This window comes from Enterobacter sp. J49, from assembly GCF_002148625.1.
GTDB lineage: Bacteria > Pseudomonadota > Gammaproteobacteria > Enterobacterales > Enterobacteriaceae > Enterobacter > Enterobacter ludwigii.
Genome location: NZ_MWPY01000028.1, coordinates 23,356 through 38,483, shown reverse-complemented (window position 1 = coordinate 38,483; position 15,128 = coordinate 23,356). Strand labels below are relative to the sequence as shown.

The following is a 15,128-nucleotide window of genomic DNA, read 5'->3' as shown; positions in this document are numbered from 1 at the left end:
AAACCGTCAAACGAGGTAGGACATGAAACCGGGCTATCACGCTATTTATACCCGCTATCGCGACAACATCACGCGTGGCGTGCTAAAGCCTGGCGACAAAGTCCCCGCCATTCGCGTGCTGGCGGAAGAGCTGAAGGTGGCGCGCAAAACCGTTGAAACCGCTTACGCCATCCTGACGGGCGAAGGGTATCTGGTAAGCCAGGGGGCACGCGGCACGCGGGTCAATCCGGACCTGTTACTGCCCGCGCAGCACGCCCCTGCGGAGCAGACCACCGGCACACTTCCGGCCTCGCTGATCGGCCAGCGCGAACGGGCAGGTTTTCTGCGCCCCGGCATTCCCTCCCTCGACAGCTTTCCCTATAAAAAATGGCTGCTGCTTTCAGGCCAGGCGACGCGCGCCATGCGCCAGGAAGAGATGCTGAATCCGCCCGTGCTGGGCTGGTATCCGCTGCGCCAGGCGATTGCCAGCTACCTTAATATTTCACGCGGGCTCGCCTGCACCGCCGAGCAGGTGCTGATCACCAGCGGCTACAGCGGTAGCCTGCGCCTGATCCTCGATACGCTGGCCAGCCGCAGCGACAAGGTGGTGTTTGAAGATCCGGGCTACTTTATGGGCCAGCAGTTGCTCAAGCGGATCGTGCCGCGCCTGCACACCGTGCCGGTCGATCGCGCCGGGATCGATACGGAATACCTGCTGCGCCACCATCGCGATGCCCGCTTCGCCATCGTCACCCCGTCGCACCAGAGTCCGCTGGCGGTCACCCTCTCTCTGCCGCGTAAACAACAGCTTCTCGACTGGGCGAGTCAGAACGAGGCCTGGATTATTGAGGATGACTACGACGGGGAATTTCACTACACCCGCAAGGTGCTGCCGTCGCTAAAAAGCCTCGACCGGCACGACCGGGTCATTTTTATGGGCACCTTCAGCAAAACCATTATGCCGTCGCTGCGCATGGGCTACGTGGTGATGCCCGCCAGCACCCTCGGGGCGTTTACCGACTGCGCGGACATCGTCACCAGCGGCCAGCCGGTGCTGACGCAAAAGATCCTCACCGCCTTTCTCAACGAAGGCCATTTTTTCCGACATCTTAAGAAGATGCGGGCCCTGTATCAGACCCGGCGGGAGTGGATGATTAAGGCTTTACAGGAGGTGTATGGCGACCTGTTTTTCACCGAGCAAAACGACGGTGGGATGCACATCGTGGCATTCCTTTCGAAAGGGAGTTGTGACCGGGAAATCGCGCACTGCTGGCAAGCGCAGCAGCTGCAGGTTAACGCGCTCTCGGAGTGGTATCGCGGCTCCGGCAAGCGTTACGGACTGGTGATGGGCTATAACAACGTGCGCACGTATCAGGAGGCGGTGGCACTACTTGAAAGGCCAAAACAAGAAACGCTGGAATTACTACTCTGAAATCAGATAGCTATCCACGCCATAAAAGAACGTGATAAAGATACAATCTTGAGCCTTTTTTATATTTCTAAGGAAAAGAAAATGAAAGCCATTCTGGGATTTGACTACTTATTAACGCCACGCGTGCTGGTCTTCTTCTACTGGATCGTCATGCTGGTGATTTTGATTGCCGGCGTGTATTCCATGTTTACCGATCATCTGATCACCGGATTTATCGGGATGATTTTCAGCCTGATCGGCTGTCGCGTGACGTTCGAACTGATCATGGTTGCGTTTAAGAATAACGAATATCTGCGCCGCATCGCGGAAAACACCGCGGTGAAATCAGTCGAATAATCTCTCCGTTGCGCCGGGTAGGGGTTTCTCCTTACCCGGCCAGCGCCGACCCTGCCCGCTTACACATCATAGCGCGACAACCCGACATCCTTAAGCTGCTCGTCACTCATCTTGCTCAGGATGCGACGGGTGCGGTGAATACGGTACCAGTTGCGTAGCGTTTTGCCGATCCAGACAAAAACAATAAACGGACGTTTTGAACGGTTCTCGTAAAATTCCATGATGCTCTCCTCACTGTGCCAGTAGCGTTATCATCGTGGAATTCAGGTCGTACAATACAGATTCAAAAACATCTTTTGTTTAACATACAGATCCGCTAAAACTGTATCTGCATGCCGTTTTTTGCGGCAATCTGTACTGGTTTTACAATCTGTATGGTGAAAACAAAGGATACAGCATGACGCGCTATCAACATCTCGCCAATCTTCTGGCGGAACGCATTCAACAAGGGCTGTATCGCAGCGGTGAACGCCTGCCGTCGGTGCGCGCGCTGAGCCAGGAGCATGGCGTTAGCATCAGCACCATACAGCAGGCCTACCAGATCCTCGAAAATCTGCAGTTGATCACGCCTCAGCCACGCTCCGGCTATTTTGTCTCGCAACGTAAGGCCATGCCGCCCGTACCGGCAATGACGCGTCCGGTGCAGCGTCCGGTAGACGTCACCCAGTGGGATGAAGTGATGATGCTGCTGGATGCCCGTGCCGACAAAGAGATGATCTCCTTTGGCGGCGGCTCGCCGGACGTCAATCAACCGAGCCTGAAACCGCTGTGGCGTGAAATGAGCCGCATCGCGCAGCACAATCCGGGCGAGATGCTGAGCTATGATGTGCTCGACGGTCGGCTCGAGCTGCGCGAGCAGATCGCACGGCTGATGCTGGACGGCGGCTCTACCGTGGCCGCGAATGAGATTGTCATCACCAATGGCTGCCACGGCGCGCTGTCGATTGCCCTGCTCTCGATATGCAAACCGGGCGATATTGTGGCCGTGGAATCCCCGTCGTTTCACGGCACCATGCAGATGCTGCGCGGGTTCAACATCAAAGCCATCGAAATTCCCACCGATCCCGAAACCGGGATCAGCATTGAAGCGTTAGAGCTGGCGCTGGAGCAGTGGCCCATTAAAGCGGTGATCCTGGTGCCCAACTGCAATAACCCGCTGGGTTTTATCATGCCGGAAGCGCGGAAGAAGCAGGTGCTGGCTCTCGCCCAGCGGCACGATATCGTGATCGTGGAGGATGATATTTACGGCGAGCTGGCGGCGGAATACCCGCGCCCGCGCACCATTCACTCCATGGACATTGATGGCCGCGTGCTCCTGTGCAGCTCGTTTACCAAGACCGTGGCACCGGGCCTGCGCGTCGGCTGGATTGTGCCGGGGCGCTATTACGACCGGGTGATGCACATGAAATACGCTGCAGGCGGCTTTAACGTGCCGGGAACGCAGATGGCGGTGGCGGCGTTTATTCGCGACGGCCATTATCATCGTCACGTTCGCCGTATGCGCCAGATTTATCAGCAGAATATGGAAACCTATACCTGCTGGGTGCGGCAGTATTTCCCGGCGGAGATCTGCGTGACGCGTCCGCAGGGCAGTTTTTTGCTGTGGGTGGAGTTACCGGAAAACGTCGACATGGTGTGCGTCAGCAAGCAGCTGTGCCGGCTGAAGATCCAGGCGGCAGCCGGGTCGCTGTTCTCTGCGTCCGGCAAGTACCGCAACTGCCTGCGGATCAACGTTGCGTTACCGCCAACGGAGAAGCATCGTGAGGCGCTGAAGAAGATGGGTGAGGCAATTGTGATTGCGATGGAGGCGTAGTGCGGCCTGATGCCCTCCACCGCCAGGCCGGGCAAGGCGTCACCGCCGCCCGGCACTGTCACCGACTCAAAACGTCCATGAAACGCTGCCAACGATACTGCGTTCCGCGCCGAAATAGCAGTAGGAGAGCGAGTTACACGCCGCCACATAGCGTTTATCGGTCAGATTATTGACGTTCAGCTGCGCGCTCATGCCCGTGAGCCCCACCTTCGACAGGTCATACCCCACCACCATATCCACCAGCGTATACGACGGCAGCGTATGGGTGTTCTGGCGATCGCTGGTAATGCCGTTAACGTAACGAACGCCGGATCCGACGGTCAGACCGTCCAGCGGGCCCGTTTTCACGTCGTAGCTGAGCCAGGCACTGGCCATATTCCGCGGCGCATAGACGGCGCGCTTGCCCTCCTCTTCCGGGCTGCTCTTCTTGTAGCGAATGTCGGTATAGGTGTACGCCGCCTGCATGCGCAGGCTGTCGGTCAGTTGACCCACCGCTTCCAGCTCAACGCCCTCGGACTCGATCTCACCGATGGAACGGTACGGATCGGTCGGCTCCTCTTTGGTGGCGATATTCTTCTGGTTGATGCGGAACACCGAGGCGCTGAACTGGCTGTTCATCCCCTCGGGTTCATACTTCACGCCCGCTTCCCACTGCTTGCCTTTCATCGGGTCCAGAATGTTGCCCTGCTCATCGGCGAAGCTGGTCGGCGTAAAGGCCGTGGAGTAGCTGAGATACGGCGCGACACCGTTATCAAACAGATACAGCAACGCCGCGCGGCTACTGACATTGTTCTTATCCAGGTCGCTGCGGGTATGGTTAACGTTATCAACGTTCGACACGCTTACCTGGTCATAACGCCCGCCCAGCGTCAGGCGCCAGCGGTCAATGGACATCTGATCCTGCAGGTAGTACCCGGTCTGGCGCAGCTTATGTTTTTCCTTGCTGTACTGGGTGATGTAATCCGGTTTCGCACCGTAAACCGGGTGGAACGCGTCGATGGGCGGGAAACCGCCGTAGTAGCCGGTCACGTTATTGGTACGGTCCTGATAATCCAGGCCGATCAGCACACGGTGGTTAACTGCCCCGGTATCGAAACTGCCGTCGACCTGGTTATCCAGCGTGATGGCATTCATCTTCTCGTCAGAACCGGAATAGCCGCGGTTGAGCTCGGTATCGTTCAGCCAGCCCGCGGCATATACCTGATTCAGCTCCACTTTGGTGTGCAGATAGCGCAGCTTCTGGCGCACCGTCCAGCCGCTGTCGAACATGTGCTCAATGTTGTAGCCCACCATGTTTTCCCGACGATCGTACTTGTCGTAATCATCCTCACCTTCAAAGAAGGTGTTGGTGATTTTCTTACCGTTATGCGGCACCACGGTGCCGTCATAAGGCAGGCCGGAGTGGCTCCCCCCTTCCGGATCGCAGTGCAGATAGGCCATAAGATCCAGACGCGTGTTATCAGTGATGCGCCAGGTCAGGCTCGGCATCAGCGCGTAGCGCGCTTCCTTCAGCGGATCAAACTGGGAATCGGCATAGCGGGTCATCCCGCTGAGGCGCACCGCCACGCGGTCGTTATCATCAACCGGGCCGGTGACGTCGAACATCGCCCCGCGCTGGTTATTGTTCCCGGCAAATAGCTTAATCTCCCCACCCGGATCGAACGACGGCTTGCGGGAGGTCAGCGCCACGATACCGCCCGGCGATGAACGGCCGTACAGCACGGAGGCCGGGCCACGCACCACCTCGATATTGTCGAGGAACCAGGGATCCACCACCAGCGAGCTGTGAGAGTTGGTGTCTCCCATCATCTTCAGGCCGTCGAGGTAGACGTTATCCAGACTGCCGTCGGAGAAACCGCGCAGCACCATGTAGTCGAAGCGGTTTGACGCGCCAATCTGGTTGCTGTAAACCCCCGGCGTGTAACTCACCGCCTGGCGCACGCTGGTCGCGCCCTGCTCTTCAAACTGCTCGCGGGTAACGATAGAGACCGACTGCGGAGTCTCTATATCCGGCGTTTCAAGCTTGGTGGCAGCAGATTGCATCTGCGACGTGACCACAACGGTGTCCGTTTTTTGGGCATCCTGCGCCAGTAAAGGAAAAGCGACGCTACCGGTAACCCATCCCACCAGCAGTGCCAGACGTGACTTAGCAAACATAACCCTCTCCAAAGGTATTTCTTATTGTTAATAAGAATTATTACCTTTTTGAGAGAGCAAACAGCTATGCGCGCCGCCAGGATACGTATGCGCGGTGCTAAACCGCACGGGTTGCGTTCGCGCGAAGAGAGAAAGTAGGTTAGCGGCGTTTTCGCACGTCGCCCGGTGCAATACCGTAATGGCGACGAAACGCGGTAGCGAAATTGGTGGCGTGCTGATAGCCACACATCCACGCCGCCTGCTGCACGCTGTAGCCTTCAAGCAGATAGCGACGCGCCAGCGCGAGCCGACATTCACGCAGGTAATCGAAAAGGGTGCAGCCGTAGCGTTGACGAAACTTGCTGCGCAGGCTGCTCGGGCTCATGGCGGCGAGGGCGGCCAGCTGTGCAAGAGTATGATCCTGCTCCGGTGATTGTTCCAGCCTGCTGCGCACGCGTTCAAGACGCGCATGCTCAGGCCGGCACGGGAAGGATTGCTGGCGCTGCGCCAAACCCTGGCCCAGAAGCTGATACATCAGCCCTTCCAGCAACAGCTGACGGGATAACGCGCTTAGACCCTGCTGCTGAGCATGCTGGATCCCCGCAAGGATAAACTCAGGAACGTGCCAGACCAGGGTGGGCGCATTCAGGCTTTGCCATTCCTGGAGCAGCGACTCAAGCAGGGTCTCGCGCCTGGCATCGTGTGGGAACAGACCAAACGAGAGCGTTTTCAGCGTGCTGTCGGCATCGTGACGCGCGCACATTATCTGCTCTTCACTCAGGCGGGAGCTGAAGGCCATGCCGGATCGTACGACATATTCAACGCCATTGAGCGCGATCGTGACGCCTCCTTCCAGCACCACCAGCATATAGAGTGGGCTGCTATGGCGAGAGGTGGTTTCGTAAGGTTGTAAAACGCGAACGTTGGAGTGGGTCAGTGAAATGCCGGATGAAAGCGTCATCTCTTCCACATTCCCCTGCAGCACGGCGCGGTTGTTGACCTGCGTATCTTTTAACTGCGGGAACCGGTAGTCGATGCCGTAGCGCTCACCGAATATCTGAAAATCCTCAACAAAAAACAGGCGTTTCGCTGATCTATTTTCACGCTGGAGCATATGACGGTGCCTGCATCGGGGAAAGGACAAACGAAACAGTACCATTCATTGGTGGTGGCAGCAATCACTGGGCATAAAACGTATTACGCTCCGGTCTGAGCCGGAGCGAAGAAATATATTTCAGTTAAAGAGATATATTTATACTTGCTGCCAGTCAGCAAAAACCTCTTTATGGTTTTTGGTCAGGACAACTTTATTATCATCCACTTTGTCCACCCAGCCGAGCGGTATAAAGTGGTGCTTCCCACCGGATTCCAGATCGCTTTTCGCAAGCTTTATACGCTCGCCATCCAGATGGTCCACAACACCGACGTGTGTTCCGCAGCTGGCGACAACCTGAGCGTGATCCATAATTGCGTTTTTATCTACCATAATAATTCTCCCGTTTTGGTTATTTGGCCGTTGCACGGAATTAACTGTAGCGCATAAATTTGGCTTACGGGAGCTTATTAGCATTTTGAAACATCATTGACACAACAGGATATTATGACTACCGCGAGGCATAGCGAAGCATTATGAAAAAATAAGAATAAGATGAATTATTCTCGATGTTTATTTTTTATTTCATAATTACATTATCGCAACCAACGAGGAGGCATTAATGACGATTCATAATATTCGTAATAATCGTACAGAAATTTCACTGGCTCTTGGTGAAGCGGTTTTAGACATTGTGCAAAAAGGCCACGAGCTGTCGCGTGAAAATCTGGCGCAGGCGATGAAAACAAAAGCAGAGAAGGAGCGCGACGATGAGCGGCTCCTGAATTACTGGAAAGCCTGTAATATGCTGGTCTGAACGAGGCGGCGTTTAGCCTGGCTAAACGCCCCCAGCCATTACTCGTCGAAGAACCAGTAGCCCTGGTTAATCAGTCCGGTCAGTTCGTCAATAAACGCCGGATTGTTCAGCGCCTCGCCCAGCTCCGCCTGGCCGAGTTCCGTGTAGCGACACAGCACGTCCGCGGCCTTCGCATCTACCGTTTCCAGCAGTTCGCTGTTGATGAAGACGCTACCGTTGATATTCAACACGCGCAGACCGCTCAGGCGAGACAGCGTTTCGCCCCCCTGCAATGCATCAAGCACTTCTTCTGCCGTGTACGGCGGTTCCGCGGTGGCAATATCCAGCTCATGGCGCGGCGTTGAGACAAAGCTACCGAACCATTTTGTGAAATCATCAGGCTTGCTGATCATGTCGATCATCATCTGGCGAATACGATCCAGCTCGTACTGTTCTACGCGTCCTGGATGTTCGCGGCAGGTCAGATCCGGATCGCTATAGTGCTCGCCGCCCAGATCGTTTTCCAGCGCGTAATCGGCAAAGCTGCTGATCAGATCGCGGCCGTTCGGCCCGCGGAAACCGACGGAGTAGTTGAGCGCCGTTTCGTGGGTAAAGCCGTCGTGCGGGAAGCCAGGTGGAATGTAGAGGATATCGCCCGGGGCCAGATCTTCGTCGATGATCGGCTCAAACGGATCAACGTGCAGCAGTGCCGGATGCGGGCAGAACTGGCGCATTGGCAGCTTGTCACCCACGCGCCAGCGGCGGCTTCCCATCCCCTGAATGATAAACACATCGTACTGATCGATATGCGGGCCCACGCCCCCGCCAGGGACAGAGAAGGAGATCATCAGGTCATCCAGACGCCAGTCTGGCAAGACGCGGAACGGGCGCACCAGCTCCGCGGCAGGCATGTGCCAGTGGTTCACCGCCTGCGCCAGCAGCGACCAGCCGGTTTCGCCCAGGCCATCGAAGTGCTCAAACGGACCATTGCTGGCCTGCCATTTACCGTTGGAATGGCTGACCAGACGGCTATCGACTTCAGGCTCCATCGCCAGCCCTGCCAGTTCGTCCGGGGTAATCGGGTCGACAAAATCAGGGAAGGCATTTTTCAGCACTACGGGTTGTTTCTGCCAGTATTTTTCAAGAAATTCCGGCCAGTTCAGGTTCAGTTGATACGCCATGGGTAGCACCAGTGAGAGGGTAAACAGGCGCGATTATAGGGGAGACGGTCAAGGGGGAACTTGTCATGGGTCAAACGAGAGGAAAAGGCCGGCGCAAACGTCCGGCCCTGAGGGATCAATCCAGCTTCAGATCGTCATAATGCGTAATCAGTTTACCCACAATGCCGTAGTCCAGCGCTTCTGCCGGAGACATCCAGAAGTTGCGGTCGGTGTCTTTTTTCACTTTTTCCAGCGGCTGGCCGGTGGCGTCAGCAATCAGCTTGTTCACGCGATCCAGCATGCGGATGATCTCACGCGCTTCAATCTCAATATCCGTCGCCTGACCACGCACGCCACCCAGCGGCTGGTGGATCATAAAGCGGGTGTTGGGCAGAGAGTAGCGGTGCTCTTTTTTCGCCGCCAGGAAGATGGTGATCCCGGCGCTCGCCACCCAGCCGGTGCCGATGATGTGTACGTCCGGACGGATGAACTTGATGAAGTCATGGATGGTATCACCCGCTTCCACGTGGCCACCCTGGCTGTTGATGTACAGCTTGATCGGATCGTTGCTCACGCTTTGCAGCAGGATCAGTTGGGTAATGACTTTTTGCGCCAGTTCCTGGTTGATCTCACCGGAGATAACAATCGAGCGGGACTCGAGCAGTTTTTGCTGCAGCGCGCCCGCGCCGTTTGACCCTTCCGCTTTATCCTTATCGCCTTCTTTCAGTGTGTAGTGCATTGTTATGTCCTCAGCATTTAGCGCTCAAAACCAGAGTGTAGCCTGTTTTACCGGTCAAAGTCCTCAGGCGCACACAATGCGAACATCCTGCGCCGCAAACGCGTCGATAACGTCCTGTTTAATATTCGCGTCCACCACCAGCACATCAATGTCCCGGCTCTTTGCCACGACAAAGCGCGCCACGCCGGGAAGCTTGTCAGCAGTCAACGCCACGATGGTCTGGTTGCTCTGGGCGATCACCGCTTTTTTGAACGCACAGTCGGCAAAATCAAAGCCGGTCAGCCCCATCTCAGGATCCATCGCACAGCCACCGATAAAGGCCTGATCAAAGATAATCCCCTCAAGCTGGCTTGCAGCCGTGGCACCCACCGTCGCGCCGGACGCCCGCTGGATCTGCCCGCCAGTGATGATCACCTCACACAGCGGATGTTGCAGCAACGCGGTCGCGATGGCCGGGGAGTTGGTCACCACCGTCACGCTGAGTTCGGCAGGAAGGGCTTTCGCCAGCGCCAGATTGGTGGTGCCCGTATCCAGAAAGATACAGCCACCTGCCTTGATCAGCGTTGCCGCTTTCTGCGCGATTGTGGCTTTTTGTGCACTGTTTTCCTGCTCGCGGCGGCTAAATGTCCCCGCATCCGGCAGCTGAAGTACCGCGCCACCGTAGACCTTTTTACAGAAGCCCTCTTTGCTAAGCTCATGTAAATCACGGCGAATGGTGTGCTCGGAGACCGTCATTTGTGTCGCCAGTTCGGTGCACACCACCCTTCCGCTCTCCTGAAGGATCTGACGGATCAGCGCTTGTCGTTGCTCCGGAAAAGCAGCATAATCGAGCATTATAAGTCCTTTAAAATAACAAAACCGAGCATCAAAGCGCATAATGTTGCACTGCGCGTGCTCTGTCAATCAGCACTCACCGCGAGGATAACAATGAACATTGCCCATGTTGCACTCTGGACCCGACACCTTGATGCACAGGTACAGTTCTGGGAAACGGTTTTTGGCGGACGCCGTAATGAACGCTATCACAGTAAAAATCGCCCGGGCTTTGCGTCACATTTTATTACCCTGGATGGCGGGCCAACCCTTGAACTGATGACGGTGCCGGACCTGCCCGACGCCCCGGCTCATCCGGAGTTTATTGGCTGGGCGCATATCGCCATTCACGTCGGCAGCCAGGCAGATGTGGACCGTATGGCGGCGCAGGCGCAGTCAAACGGCACCCTGCTCAGCGCCCCCCGCATGACCGGGGATGGGTTTTATGAGGCGGTGATTGCGGACCCGGACGGCAACCGGATTGAGCTCACAGGAGAGTAAAAGACATAACGCCTGCCATGCAGGCGTTAAGGTTTAATTCACCGTGGCCGGGCGCGCCAGATTTTCCTCGCCCTCATGTTGCTGCGCTTTCTCGTGCTGACGTTCCGCCAGCAACCGGCAAATCTCCGCATGCTTCTCCTCGGTAAAGGTAAAGCGCGACATAAACCCAAGCCGGATCAGCGAGCCGATGGCCGGCAGCAGACAGATACCAAAGAACAGCCCCGACAGCACGCCGTCACTCTGGGTTTGTGCCTGCGGGACATAGCCGATCATCGTCAGAAACACGCCGATTAGCCCACCGCCGACCGCCACCGACATCTTGCCGGTAAAGGTCTGTCCGGAGAAGGTGATCGCCGCACAGCGCTTGTGGGTGTGGTACTCCGCATACTCGATGGTGTCGGCAATCATCGACGAGGTGAGAATGTTGGACATCATCACGAACAGCGTACTCAGGCCAAGCAGGATAAACAGCATCGCCGTCTGCTGATAGCCCACAAACCACATCACCACGCGTACCGCAACATCCAGCCCGCAGAGGATCATAAACAGCTTCCGCTTCTGCATCCTGCGCGTCAGCATTGGGGCGACGAGACACACCACCGCCGCCATAATCCCCATCACGCCGATCGCCATCTGCAGGCTGCCGTCACCCATATTGTTGATAAAGAAATAGATGTAGAGGCCGCCGGCCACGTTATGGAACACGCAGAAGAAGAACGACAGCAGAACGATAAACAGCGGCTTGTTCTGGCGCAGGTTATGGAAGGTGTCACGTATCGTCACCTTTTCCGGACTCGGCGGCACACGCTCCTTAATCTGCATAAAGCCGTTGAGCATCAGCGGCAGGCCGACCAGCATCATCACCAGCGCCGCCATAAAATAGCCTTTGTCGTTGCTGTACTGGGCGAAGAACGCCGCCAGTTTTGGGAAGAAAATATTGGCGCAGGCGATCCCGGCGTTAACCCCCAGCATGGCCGCCGTCACCGCGCGGGTGCGCTGCCCGGAGTCATTAGTCATCACCGACGACATCGACCAGAACGGGATATCAGAGATGGCGTACAGCGTTCCCCACAGAATGTACGTCACCCCGGCGTAGAGAATTTTGGTGGTCATGTCCGCTTCGATTTTATAGAACGACAGCAGCGTGACGCCGGTAATGAGTAACGGGGCGATCAGCAAGAAGTGGCGAAACTTGCCGAACCGGGTGTTAATGGTGTCCATTATGCTGGCAAATAGCGGGTCGTGAACCGCATCCCACGCGCGGGCAATCAGGAAGATGGTACTCGCCGCCAGCGCCGAAATCCCCAGCACGTCGGTGTAAAAATAGTTAATAAACGAACCCACTAAACCAAAGCTAAAACACTGACCTAATCCATAACCAAAATAAGACCACAACTCGCGAGACGGTATTTTCATTGTCATTGCCATAGTGCGTACCTGGTTGCCCGGCGGCAGGCCGCCGGGTCGATATTATTAGCCCTGCGCTTTCGGGGCGATCTTACGGAGCTTCTTCATTAAGGCCATTTCACTGCGCGAGAACGGGATACCGTTCTCCTCAAAGACGTCGTGGAACCAGAGGCGGCAGTAGTCCGTAGACTCCTTCATCACCACCGGCCACGGCAGCCACGTCTGGGTTTTACCGCGCACCAGCCCCCACTGATACGGCGCGACCTTCGCCGTGTACATCAGCGGGAGCTGCTCCTCGAGGGTGCTGCCCACGTGGCGGGCCAGCCATTCGGTGCAGAAGATTGGCCGCCCAAGCGCCTGCAACTGCTGGATAATCGCGGTCATGCGTCCGGTGTTGGTGTAAGCGTGGAAGCTCACCACGTCGGATAGCGCCAGCGCGCTTTGATCCAGCGGATGCTGATAAAACGTCTCGTCCTCCTCTTCCGCCGGCAGACGCCACGCGCAGACGGTGAGCGGCTGAGTAGGATCCTCTTCACGCACCCACCGGAACGCCAGCTTCATCAGCTCATGCGCGCAGGTCTCCAGCTTCGCGTCGTACTGCACCTCCTGCGTACCGGTCGCAAAAATGCCGCGGTTGCCCGGCTCGTTATACAGATCCCACAGCAGTACGCGCTCATCGTCGCGGAACTGGCGGATAACGTCGCGGATATAGCGCTCAATCTGCGGCCAGCAGTCGGGATTGCAGACTTTATCGCGCCCCGGGCTCGCTGCCGCCTGGCTGTTGTGCTTGCCCGGCACCGGCGGTTTTTGCGGCCCCAGATACGGTTCATCGCCGGAGAAACCGCAGTCGTCCATCAGGGTCAGCATGGTGCTGAACCCGTGGCTGTCGGCCATCGCCAGAAACGCGTCGATGCGCGCCATCAGGCCGTCGCGGTCGTGTTCCCAGACAATAAACGGCAGGTTGATGCGCAGGGTGTTGTAGCCCGCCTCCGCCGCCCAGCCCAGTTCACGATCGATGGTGCTGATATCAAAGGTCTCTTCCTGCCAGATATCGGTCCAGTTCACCGCCGTCGACGGTAAATAGTTAAACCCACACAGCCAGCCTTTTTGCTGATACCACGCCTGTGCCTGCTCCCTGCTCCACTGCTCTTTCATTACGCGTCCTCTTACTGATAATATTTAGCTAATAAATATTAGTTGCGGGATAAATGCGCAATTCATGACGCTCCGAAAAGCGACAGCCTTCACAAAGTTCACGCAGGCGCGAATAAGAAACGTGATCGACGGCGCGTAAGCGAACAGTTAGGGTATGATGCGGTGTCGCGAGAGGGAGAGGACGGATGAAGCGAAAAACAAAAGTCACGATGAACGATATTGCGCGGGCGGCGGGGGTGTCGCAGGCGACGGTATCGCTGGTGCTCAACCAGTCCCGTAACATCAAGCTCAGCGACGAGACCCGCCAGCGGGTGATCGGCGTGGCGACCGAGCTCGGCTACGACCGCCTGCCTGCCATTCACGCCCCGCGCAACCAGGAGGAAATCGCCCTGCTGGTAAGTTCCCTGCAAAGCTTTGATCCGTTTATCGATGCCATCAGTCAGGCGCGGGAAGCCGCATGGCGCAACGAAGCGCTGCTGACGGTGTACGACTACGGTGATGACATAGAGCTGGCGCTGAACATTATCCGCCAGCTGGAGAAGCGCAACTGCGTGGGGATTATCCTCGCCTCCCCCGTTACCACGCTTGTCGACATGACCGCTTTTCAGGACTGCACCCGCATTCCACTGGTGCTACTCAATCAGCGCGATCCCGGTTCGCCGCTGCTGCCGTCGTTTATTCCGGACGACTACGCCAACGCCTTCCAGGTGACCAAACACCTCATCGCCTGCGGCGCAACGCGTATCGCCCACATCACCGGCGAGAGCTGGATGGAGGCCTCCCGCCAGCGGCTGGCCGGCTATCAGGCCGCCTTACAGCAGGCCGGTTTAGCCTGTGACGAAAGTCTGGTGCGCCAGACCAACTGGCAGTTCAGCGAATCCTTTACCGCCACCACCTCTCTGCTGGCGCTGGACGAACGCCCGGACGCCATCTTCTGCGCCAGCGACTGGCTGGCGATCGGCTGCTATCAGGCGCTGGCGGTAAACGGCGTGCGCATCCCGCAGGATATGCTGCTGGCGGGCTACGACGACCAGAAGATCTCCGAGCAACTCACCCCACCGCTGACCAGTATCCAGCTCCCCTACAGCGAACTCGGACGGCTGGCGGTGGAGTATCTGTGCAATCAGGAAGATGCCGCCACCCATGTGACGCTGGCGGGCAGGCTGAAGGTACGGACATCAAGCCTCGTCTGAGGTGAAGACCATTCCGGCATAGGGTTTCTCCCGGCACGCCGCCAGCCGCGCGGCGAGGCTGCCCACGTGCAGTTCCAGCTTGTGCCCGTCCGGGTCGAGAAAATAGAACGATGCCCCCTCGCTTTTGCTCTGCTTCCAGACGGTAACGCCCGCCTGCTCCAGCTTGTGCGAGAACGGTTCAAAATCCTCTTCCGCCACGGTAAACGCGTAATGGGTATAGTCGCTCTCCTGCGGCGGCACATACTGGCGCGCCTCGTCGTTCGACAGGCAGACCCACAGATCGCCGCAGGTAAGATAGGCCCCGGTATTCCAGCGGGCGTGCAGCGTCAGCCCCAGCAGCTCGTGCCAGAAGGTAACGCTTTTTTGCAGGTCGCTGACCGCGAGGGTCAGATGGTTGAGTGATTGCAGCATGACGTGCCCTTTTGTTTTTTGCGCCAGACGTGGTACGGTAACTTCATGAACATAAACCACGCCGTGCTCACCGTAAACCGCTGGTGGCTGCCTTCTTAAAGGCGGCACGGAGTAGTTTTCCCCATTTTCAGATAGCCGCCGAAAGGCGGCTTTCACATATCTAA

At 57.0% G+C, this 15,128-nt stretch carries 16 protein-coding genes; 6 read left to right on the top strand and 10 right to left on the bottom strand.

The window, feature by feature from the left end:
* The first annotated feature begins 22 nt into the window (after positions 1 to 22).
* Both BJP35_RS07465 and BJP35_RS07460 read left to right on the top strand, forming a co-directional pair.
* Positions 23 to 1,411 (top strand): PLP-dependent aminotransferase family protein, encoded by a 1,389-nt coding sequence (locus tag BJP35_RS07465; RefSeq protein ID WP_014168459.1) that lies wholly within the window; start codon positions 23 to 25, stop codon positions 1,409 to 1,411.
* An 81-nt stretch (positions 1,412 to 1,492) separates the two neighbouring features.
* Positions 1,493 to 1,747 carry a DUF4282 domain-containing protein gene (locus BJP35_RS07460; RefSeq protein ID WP_020885330.1) on the top strand — a complete coding sequence of 85 codons (255 nt, stop codon included), beginning with the start codon at positions 1,493 to 1,495 and terminating at the stop codon, positions 1,745 to 1,747.
* A gap of 59 nt (positions 1,748 to 1,806) precedes the next feature.
* On the opposite strand, the gene BJP35_RS07455 is transcribed toward BJP35_RS07460, so the two are convergent.
* Positions 1,807 to 1,968 carry a DUF1127 domain-containing protein gene (locus tag BJP35_RS07455; protein WP_014168457.1) on the bottom strand — a complete coding sequence of 54 codons (162 nt, stop codon included), beginning with the start codon at positions 1,966 to 1,968 and terminating at the stop codon, positions 1,807 to 1,809.
* A gap of 176 nt (positions 1,969 to 2,144) precedes the next feature.
* On the opposite strand from BJP35_RS07455, the gene BJP35_RS07450 reads away from it, so the two are divergent.
* Entirely contained in the window at positions 2,145 to 3,560 is a 1,416-nt protein-coding gene (locus tag BJP35_RS07450) for a PLP-dependent aminotransferase family protein (protein WP_020885331.1), read from the top strand.
* A gap of 66 nt (positions 3,561 to 3,626) precedes the next feature.
* Here the strand turns inward: BJP35_RS07450 and foxA are convergent, their stop codons facing one another.
* The 3 genes from foxA to BJP35_RS07435 form a co-directional block, all read right to left on the bottom strand.
* Entirely contained in the window at positions 3,627 to 5,735 is a 2,109-nt protein-coding gene (foxA, locus tag BJP35_RS07445; protein ID WP_143349618.1) for a ferrioxamine B receptor FoxA, read from the bottom strand.
* Positions 5,736 to 5,856: 121 nt separating this feature from the next.
* Positions 5,857 to 6,810, bottom strand: a complete 954-nt coding sequence (locus BJP35_RS07440) for an AraC family transcriptional regulator (protein ID WP_086463007.1) — start codon at positions 6,808 to 6,810, stop codon at positions 5,857 to 5,859.
* Between the two features lie 138 nt (positions 6,811 to 6,948).
* Positions 6,949 to 7,182: a DUF2171 domain-containing protein gene (locus tag BJP35_RS07435; protein ID WP_086463006.1), complete on the bottom strand. Its 234-nt coding sequence runs from the start codon at positions 7,180 to 7,182 to the stop codon at positions 6,949 to 6,951.
* A gap of 229 nt (positions 7,183 to 7,411) precedes the next feature.
* Here BJP35_RS07435 and BJP35_RS07430 point away from each other — a divergent pair, with 229 nt between their 5' ends.
* A complete protein-coding gene (locus BJP35_RS07430; RefSeq protein ID WP_014168453.1) occupies positions 7,412 to 7,606 on the top strand; it encodes a DUF2767 family protein in 195 nt (64 codons plus the stop codon).
* A gap of 38 nt (positions 7,607 to 7,644) precedes the next feature.
* On the opposite strand, the gene BJP35_RS07425 is transcribed toward BJP35_RS07430, so the two are convergent.
* From BJP35_RS07425 to BJP35_RS07415, 3 genes are all read right to left on the bottom strand, one after another.
* Positions 7,645 to 8,766, bottom strand: a complete 1,122-nt coding sequence (locus BJP35_RS07425) for a cupin domain-containing protein (RefSeq protein WP_025205676.1) — start codon at positions 8,764 to 8,766, stop codon at positions 7,645 to 7,647.
* A 115-nt stretch (positions 8,767 to 8,881) separates the two neighbouring features.
* Positions 8,882 to 9,484, bottom strand: a complete 603-nt coding sequence (locus tag BJP35_RS07420; protein ID WP_014168451.1) for an ATP-dependent Clp protease proteolytic subunit — start codon at positions 9,482 to 9,484, stop codon at positions 8,882 to 8,884.
* 63 nt (positions 9,485 to 9,547) lie between these two features.
* Positions 9,548 to 10,318, bottom strand: coding sequence for a DeoR/GlpR family DNA-binding transcription regulator (locus BJP35_RS07415; RefSeq protein ID WP_086463005.1), 771 nt, complete (start codon positions 10,316 to 10,318; stop codon positions 9,548 to 9,550).
* A 93-nt stretch (positions 10,319 to 10,411) separates the two neighbouring features.
* Between BJP35_RS07415 and BJP35_RS07410 the strand changes: the two genes are divergently transcribed.
* Positions 10,412 to 10,798 (top strand): VOC family protein, encoded by a 387-nt coding sequence (locus BJP35_RS07410; protein WP_086463004.1) that lies wholly within the window; start codon positions 10,412 to 10,414, stop codon positions 10,796 to 10,798.
* 33 nt (positions 10,799 to 10,831) lie between these two features.
* On the opposite strand, the gene BJP35_RS07405 is transcribed toward BJP35_RS07410, so the two are convergent.
* Both BJP35_RS07405 and BJP35_RS07400 read right to left on the bottom strand, forming a co-directional pair.
* Positions 10,832 to 12,226 carry an MFS transporter gene (locus BJP35_RS07405; protein ID WP_086463003.1) on the bottom strand — a complete coding sequence of 465 codons (1,395 nt, stop codon included), beginning with the start codon at positions 12,224 to 12,226 and terminating at the stop codon, positions 10,832 to 10,834.
* 45 nt (positions 12,227 to 12,271) lie between these two features.
* Positions 12,272 to 13,360 carry a cellulase family glycosylhydrolase gene (locus BJP35_RS07400; protein ID WP_086463002.1) on the bottom strand — a complete coding sequence of 363 codons (1,089 nt, stop codon included), beginning with the start codon at positions 13,358 to 13,360 and terminating at the stop codon, positions 12,272 to 12,274.
* 185 nt (positions 13,361 to 13,545) lie between these two features.
* Here BJP35_RS07400 and BJP35_RS07395 point away from each other — a divergent pair, with 185 nt between their 5' ends.
* Positions 13,546 to 14,553 (top strand): LacI family DNA-binding transcriptional regulator, encoded by a 1,008-nt coding sequence (locus tag BJP35_RS07395; RefSeq protein WP_086463001.1) that lies wholly within the window; start codon positions 13,546 to 13,548, stop codon positions 14,551 to 14,553.
* On the opposite strand, the gene fosA is transcribed toward BJP35_RS07395, so the two are convergent.
* Positions 14,539 to 14,964 (bottom strand): FosA/FosA2 family fosfomycin resistance glutathione transferase, encoded by a 426-nt coding sequence (gene fosA / locus BJP35_RS07390; RefSeq protein WP_086463038.1) that lies wholly within the window; start codon positions 14,962 to 14,964, stop codon positions 14,539 to 14,541. The genes BJP35_RS07395 and fosA overlap by 15 nt on opposite strands.
* Positions 14,965 to 15,128: the final 164 nt, after the last annotated feature.

Bases quoted from the DNA above. Each gene is read 5' to 3' on its own strand.
- BJP35_RS07465 (WP_014168459.1), top strand. From the start codon at position 23: ATGAAACCGGGCTATCACGCTATTTATACCCGCTATCGCGACAACATC.
- BJP35_RS07460 (WP_020885330.1), top strand. From the start codon at position 1,493: ATGAAAGCCATTCTGGGATTTGACTACTTATTAACGCCACGCGTGCTG.
- BJP35_RS07455 (WP_014168457.1), bottom strand. From the start codon at position 1,968: ATGGAATTTTACGAGAACCGTTCAAAACGTCCGTTTATTGTTTTTGTC.
- BJP35_RS07450 (WP_020885331.1), top strand. From the start codon at position 2,145: ATGACGCGCTATCAACATCTCGCCAATCTTCTGGCGGAACGCATTCAA.
- BJP35_RS07440 (WP_086463007.1), bottom strand. From the start codon at position 6,810: ATGCTCCAGCGTGAAAATAGATCAGCGAAACGCCTGTTTTTTGTTGAG.
- BJP35_RS07435 (WP_086463006.1), bottom strand. From the start codon at position 7,182: ATGGTAGATAAAAACGCAATTATGGATCACGCTCAGGTTGTCGCCAGC.
- BJP35_RS07430 (WP_014168453.1), top strand. From the start codon at position 7,412: ATGACGATTCATAATATTCGTAATAATCGTACAGAAATTTCACTGGCT.
- BJP35_RS07425 (WP_025205676.1), bottom strand. From the start codon at position 8,766: ATGGCGTATCAACTGAACCTGAACTGGCCGGAATTTCTTGAAAAATAC.
- BJP35_RS07420 (WP_014168451.1), bottom strand. From the start codon at position 9,484: ATGCACTACACACTGAAAGAAGGCGATAAGGATAAAGCGGAAGGGTCA.
- BJP35_RS07415 (WP_086463005.1), bottom strand. From the start codon at position 10,318: ATGCTCGATTATGCTGCTTTTCCGGAGCAACGACAAGCGCTGATCCGT.
- BJP35_RS07410 (WP_086463004.1), top strand. From the start codon at position 10,412: ATGAACATTGCCCATGTTGCACTCTGGACCCGACACCTTGATGCACAG.
- BJP35_RS07405 (WP_086463003.1), bottom strand. From the start codon at position 12,226: ATGGCAATGACAATGAAAATACCGTCTCGCGAGTTGTGGTCTTATTTT.
- BJP35_RS07400 (WP_086463002.1), bottom strand. From the start codon at position 13,360: ATGAAAGAGCAGTGGAGCAGGGAGCAGGCACAGGCGTGGTATCAGCAA.
- BJP35_RS07395 (WP_086463001.1), top strand. From the start codon at position 13,546: ATGAAGCGAAAAACAAAAGTCACGATGAACGATATTGCGCGGGCGGCG.
- fosA (WP_086463038.1), bottom strand. From the start codon at position 14,964: ATGCTGCAATCACTCAACCATCTGACCCTCGCGGTCAGCGACCTGCAA.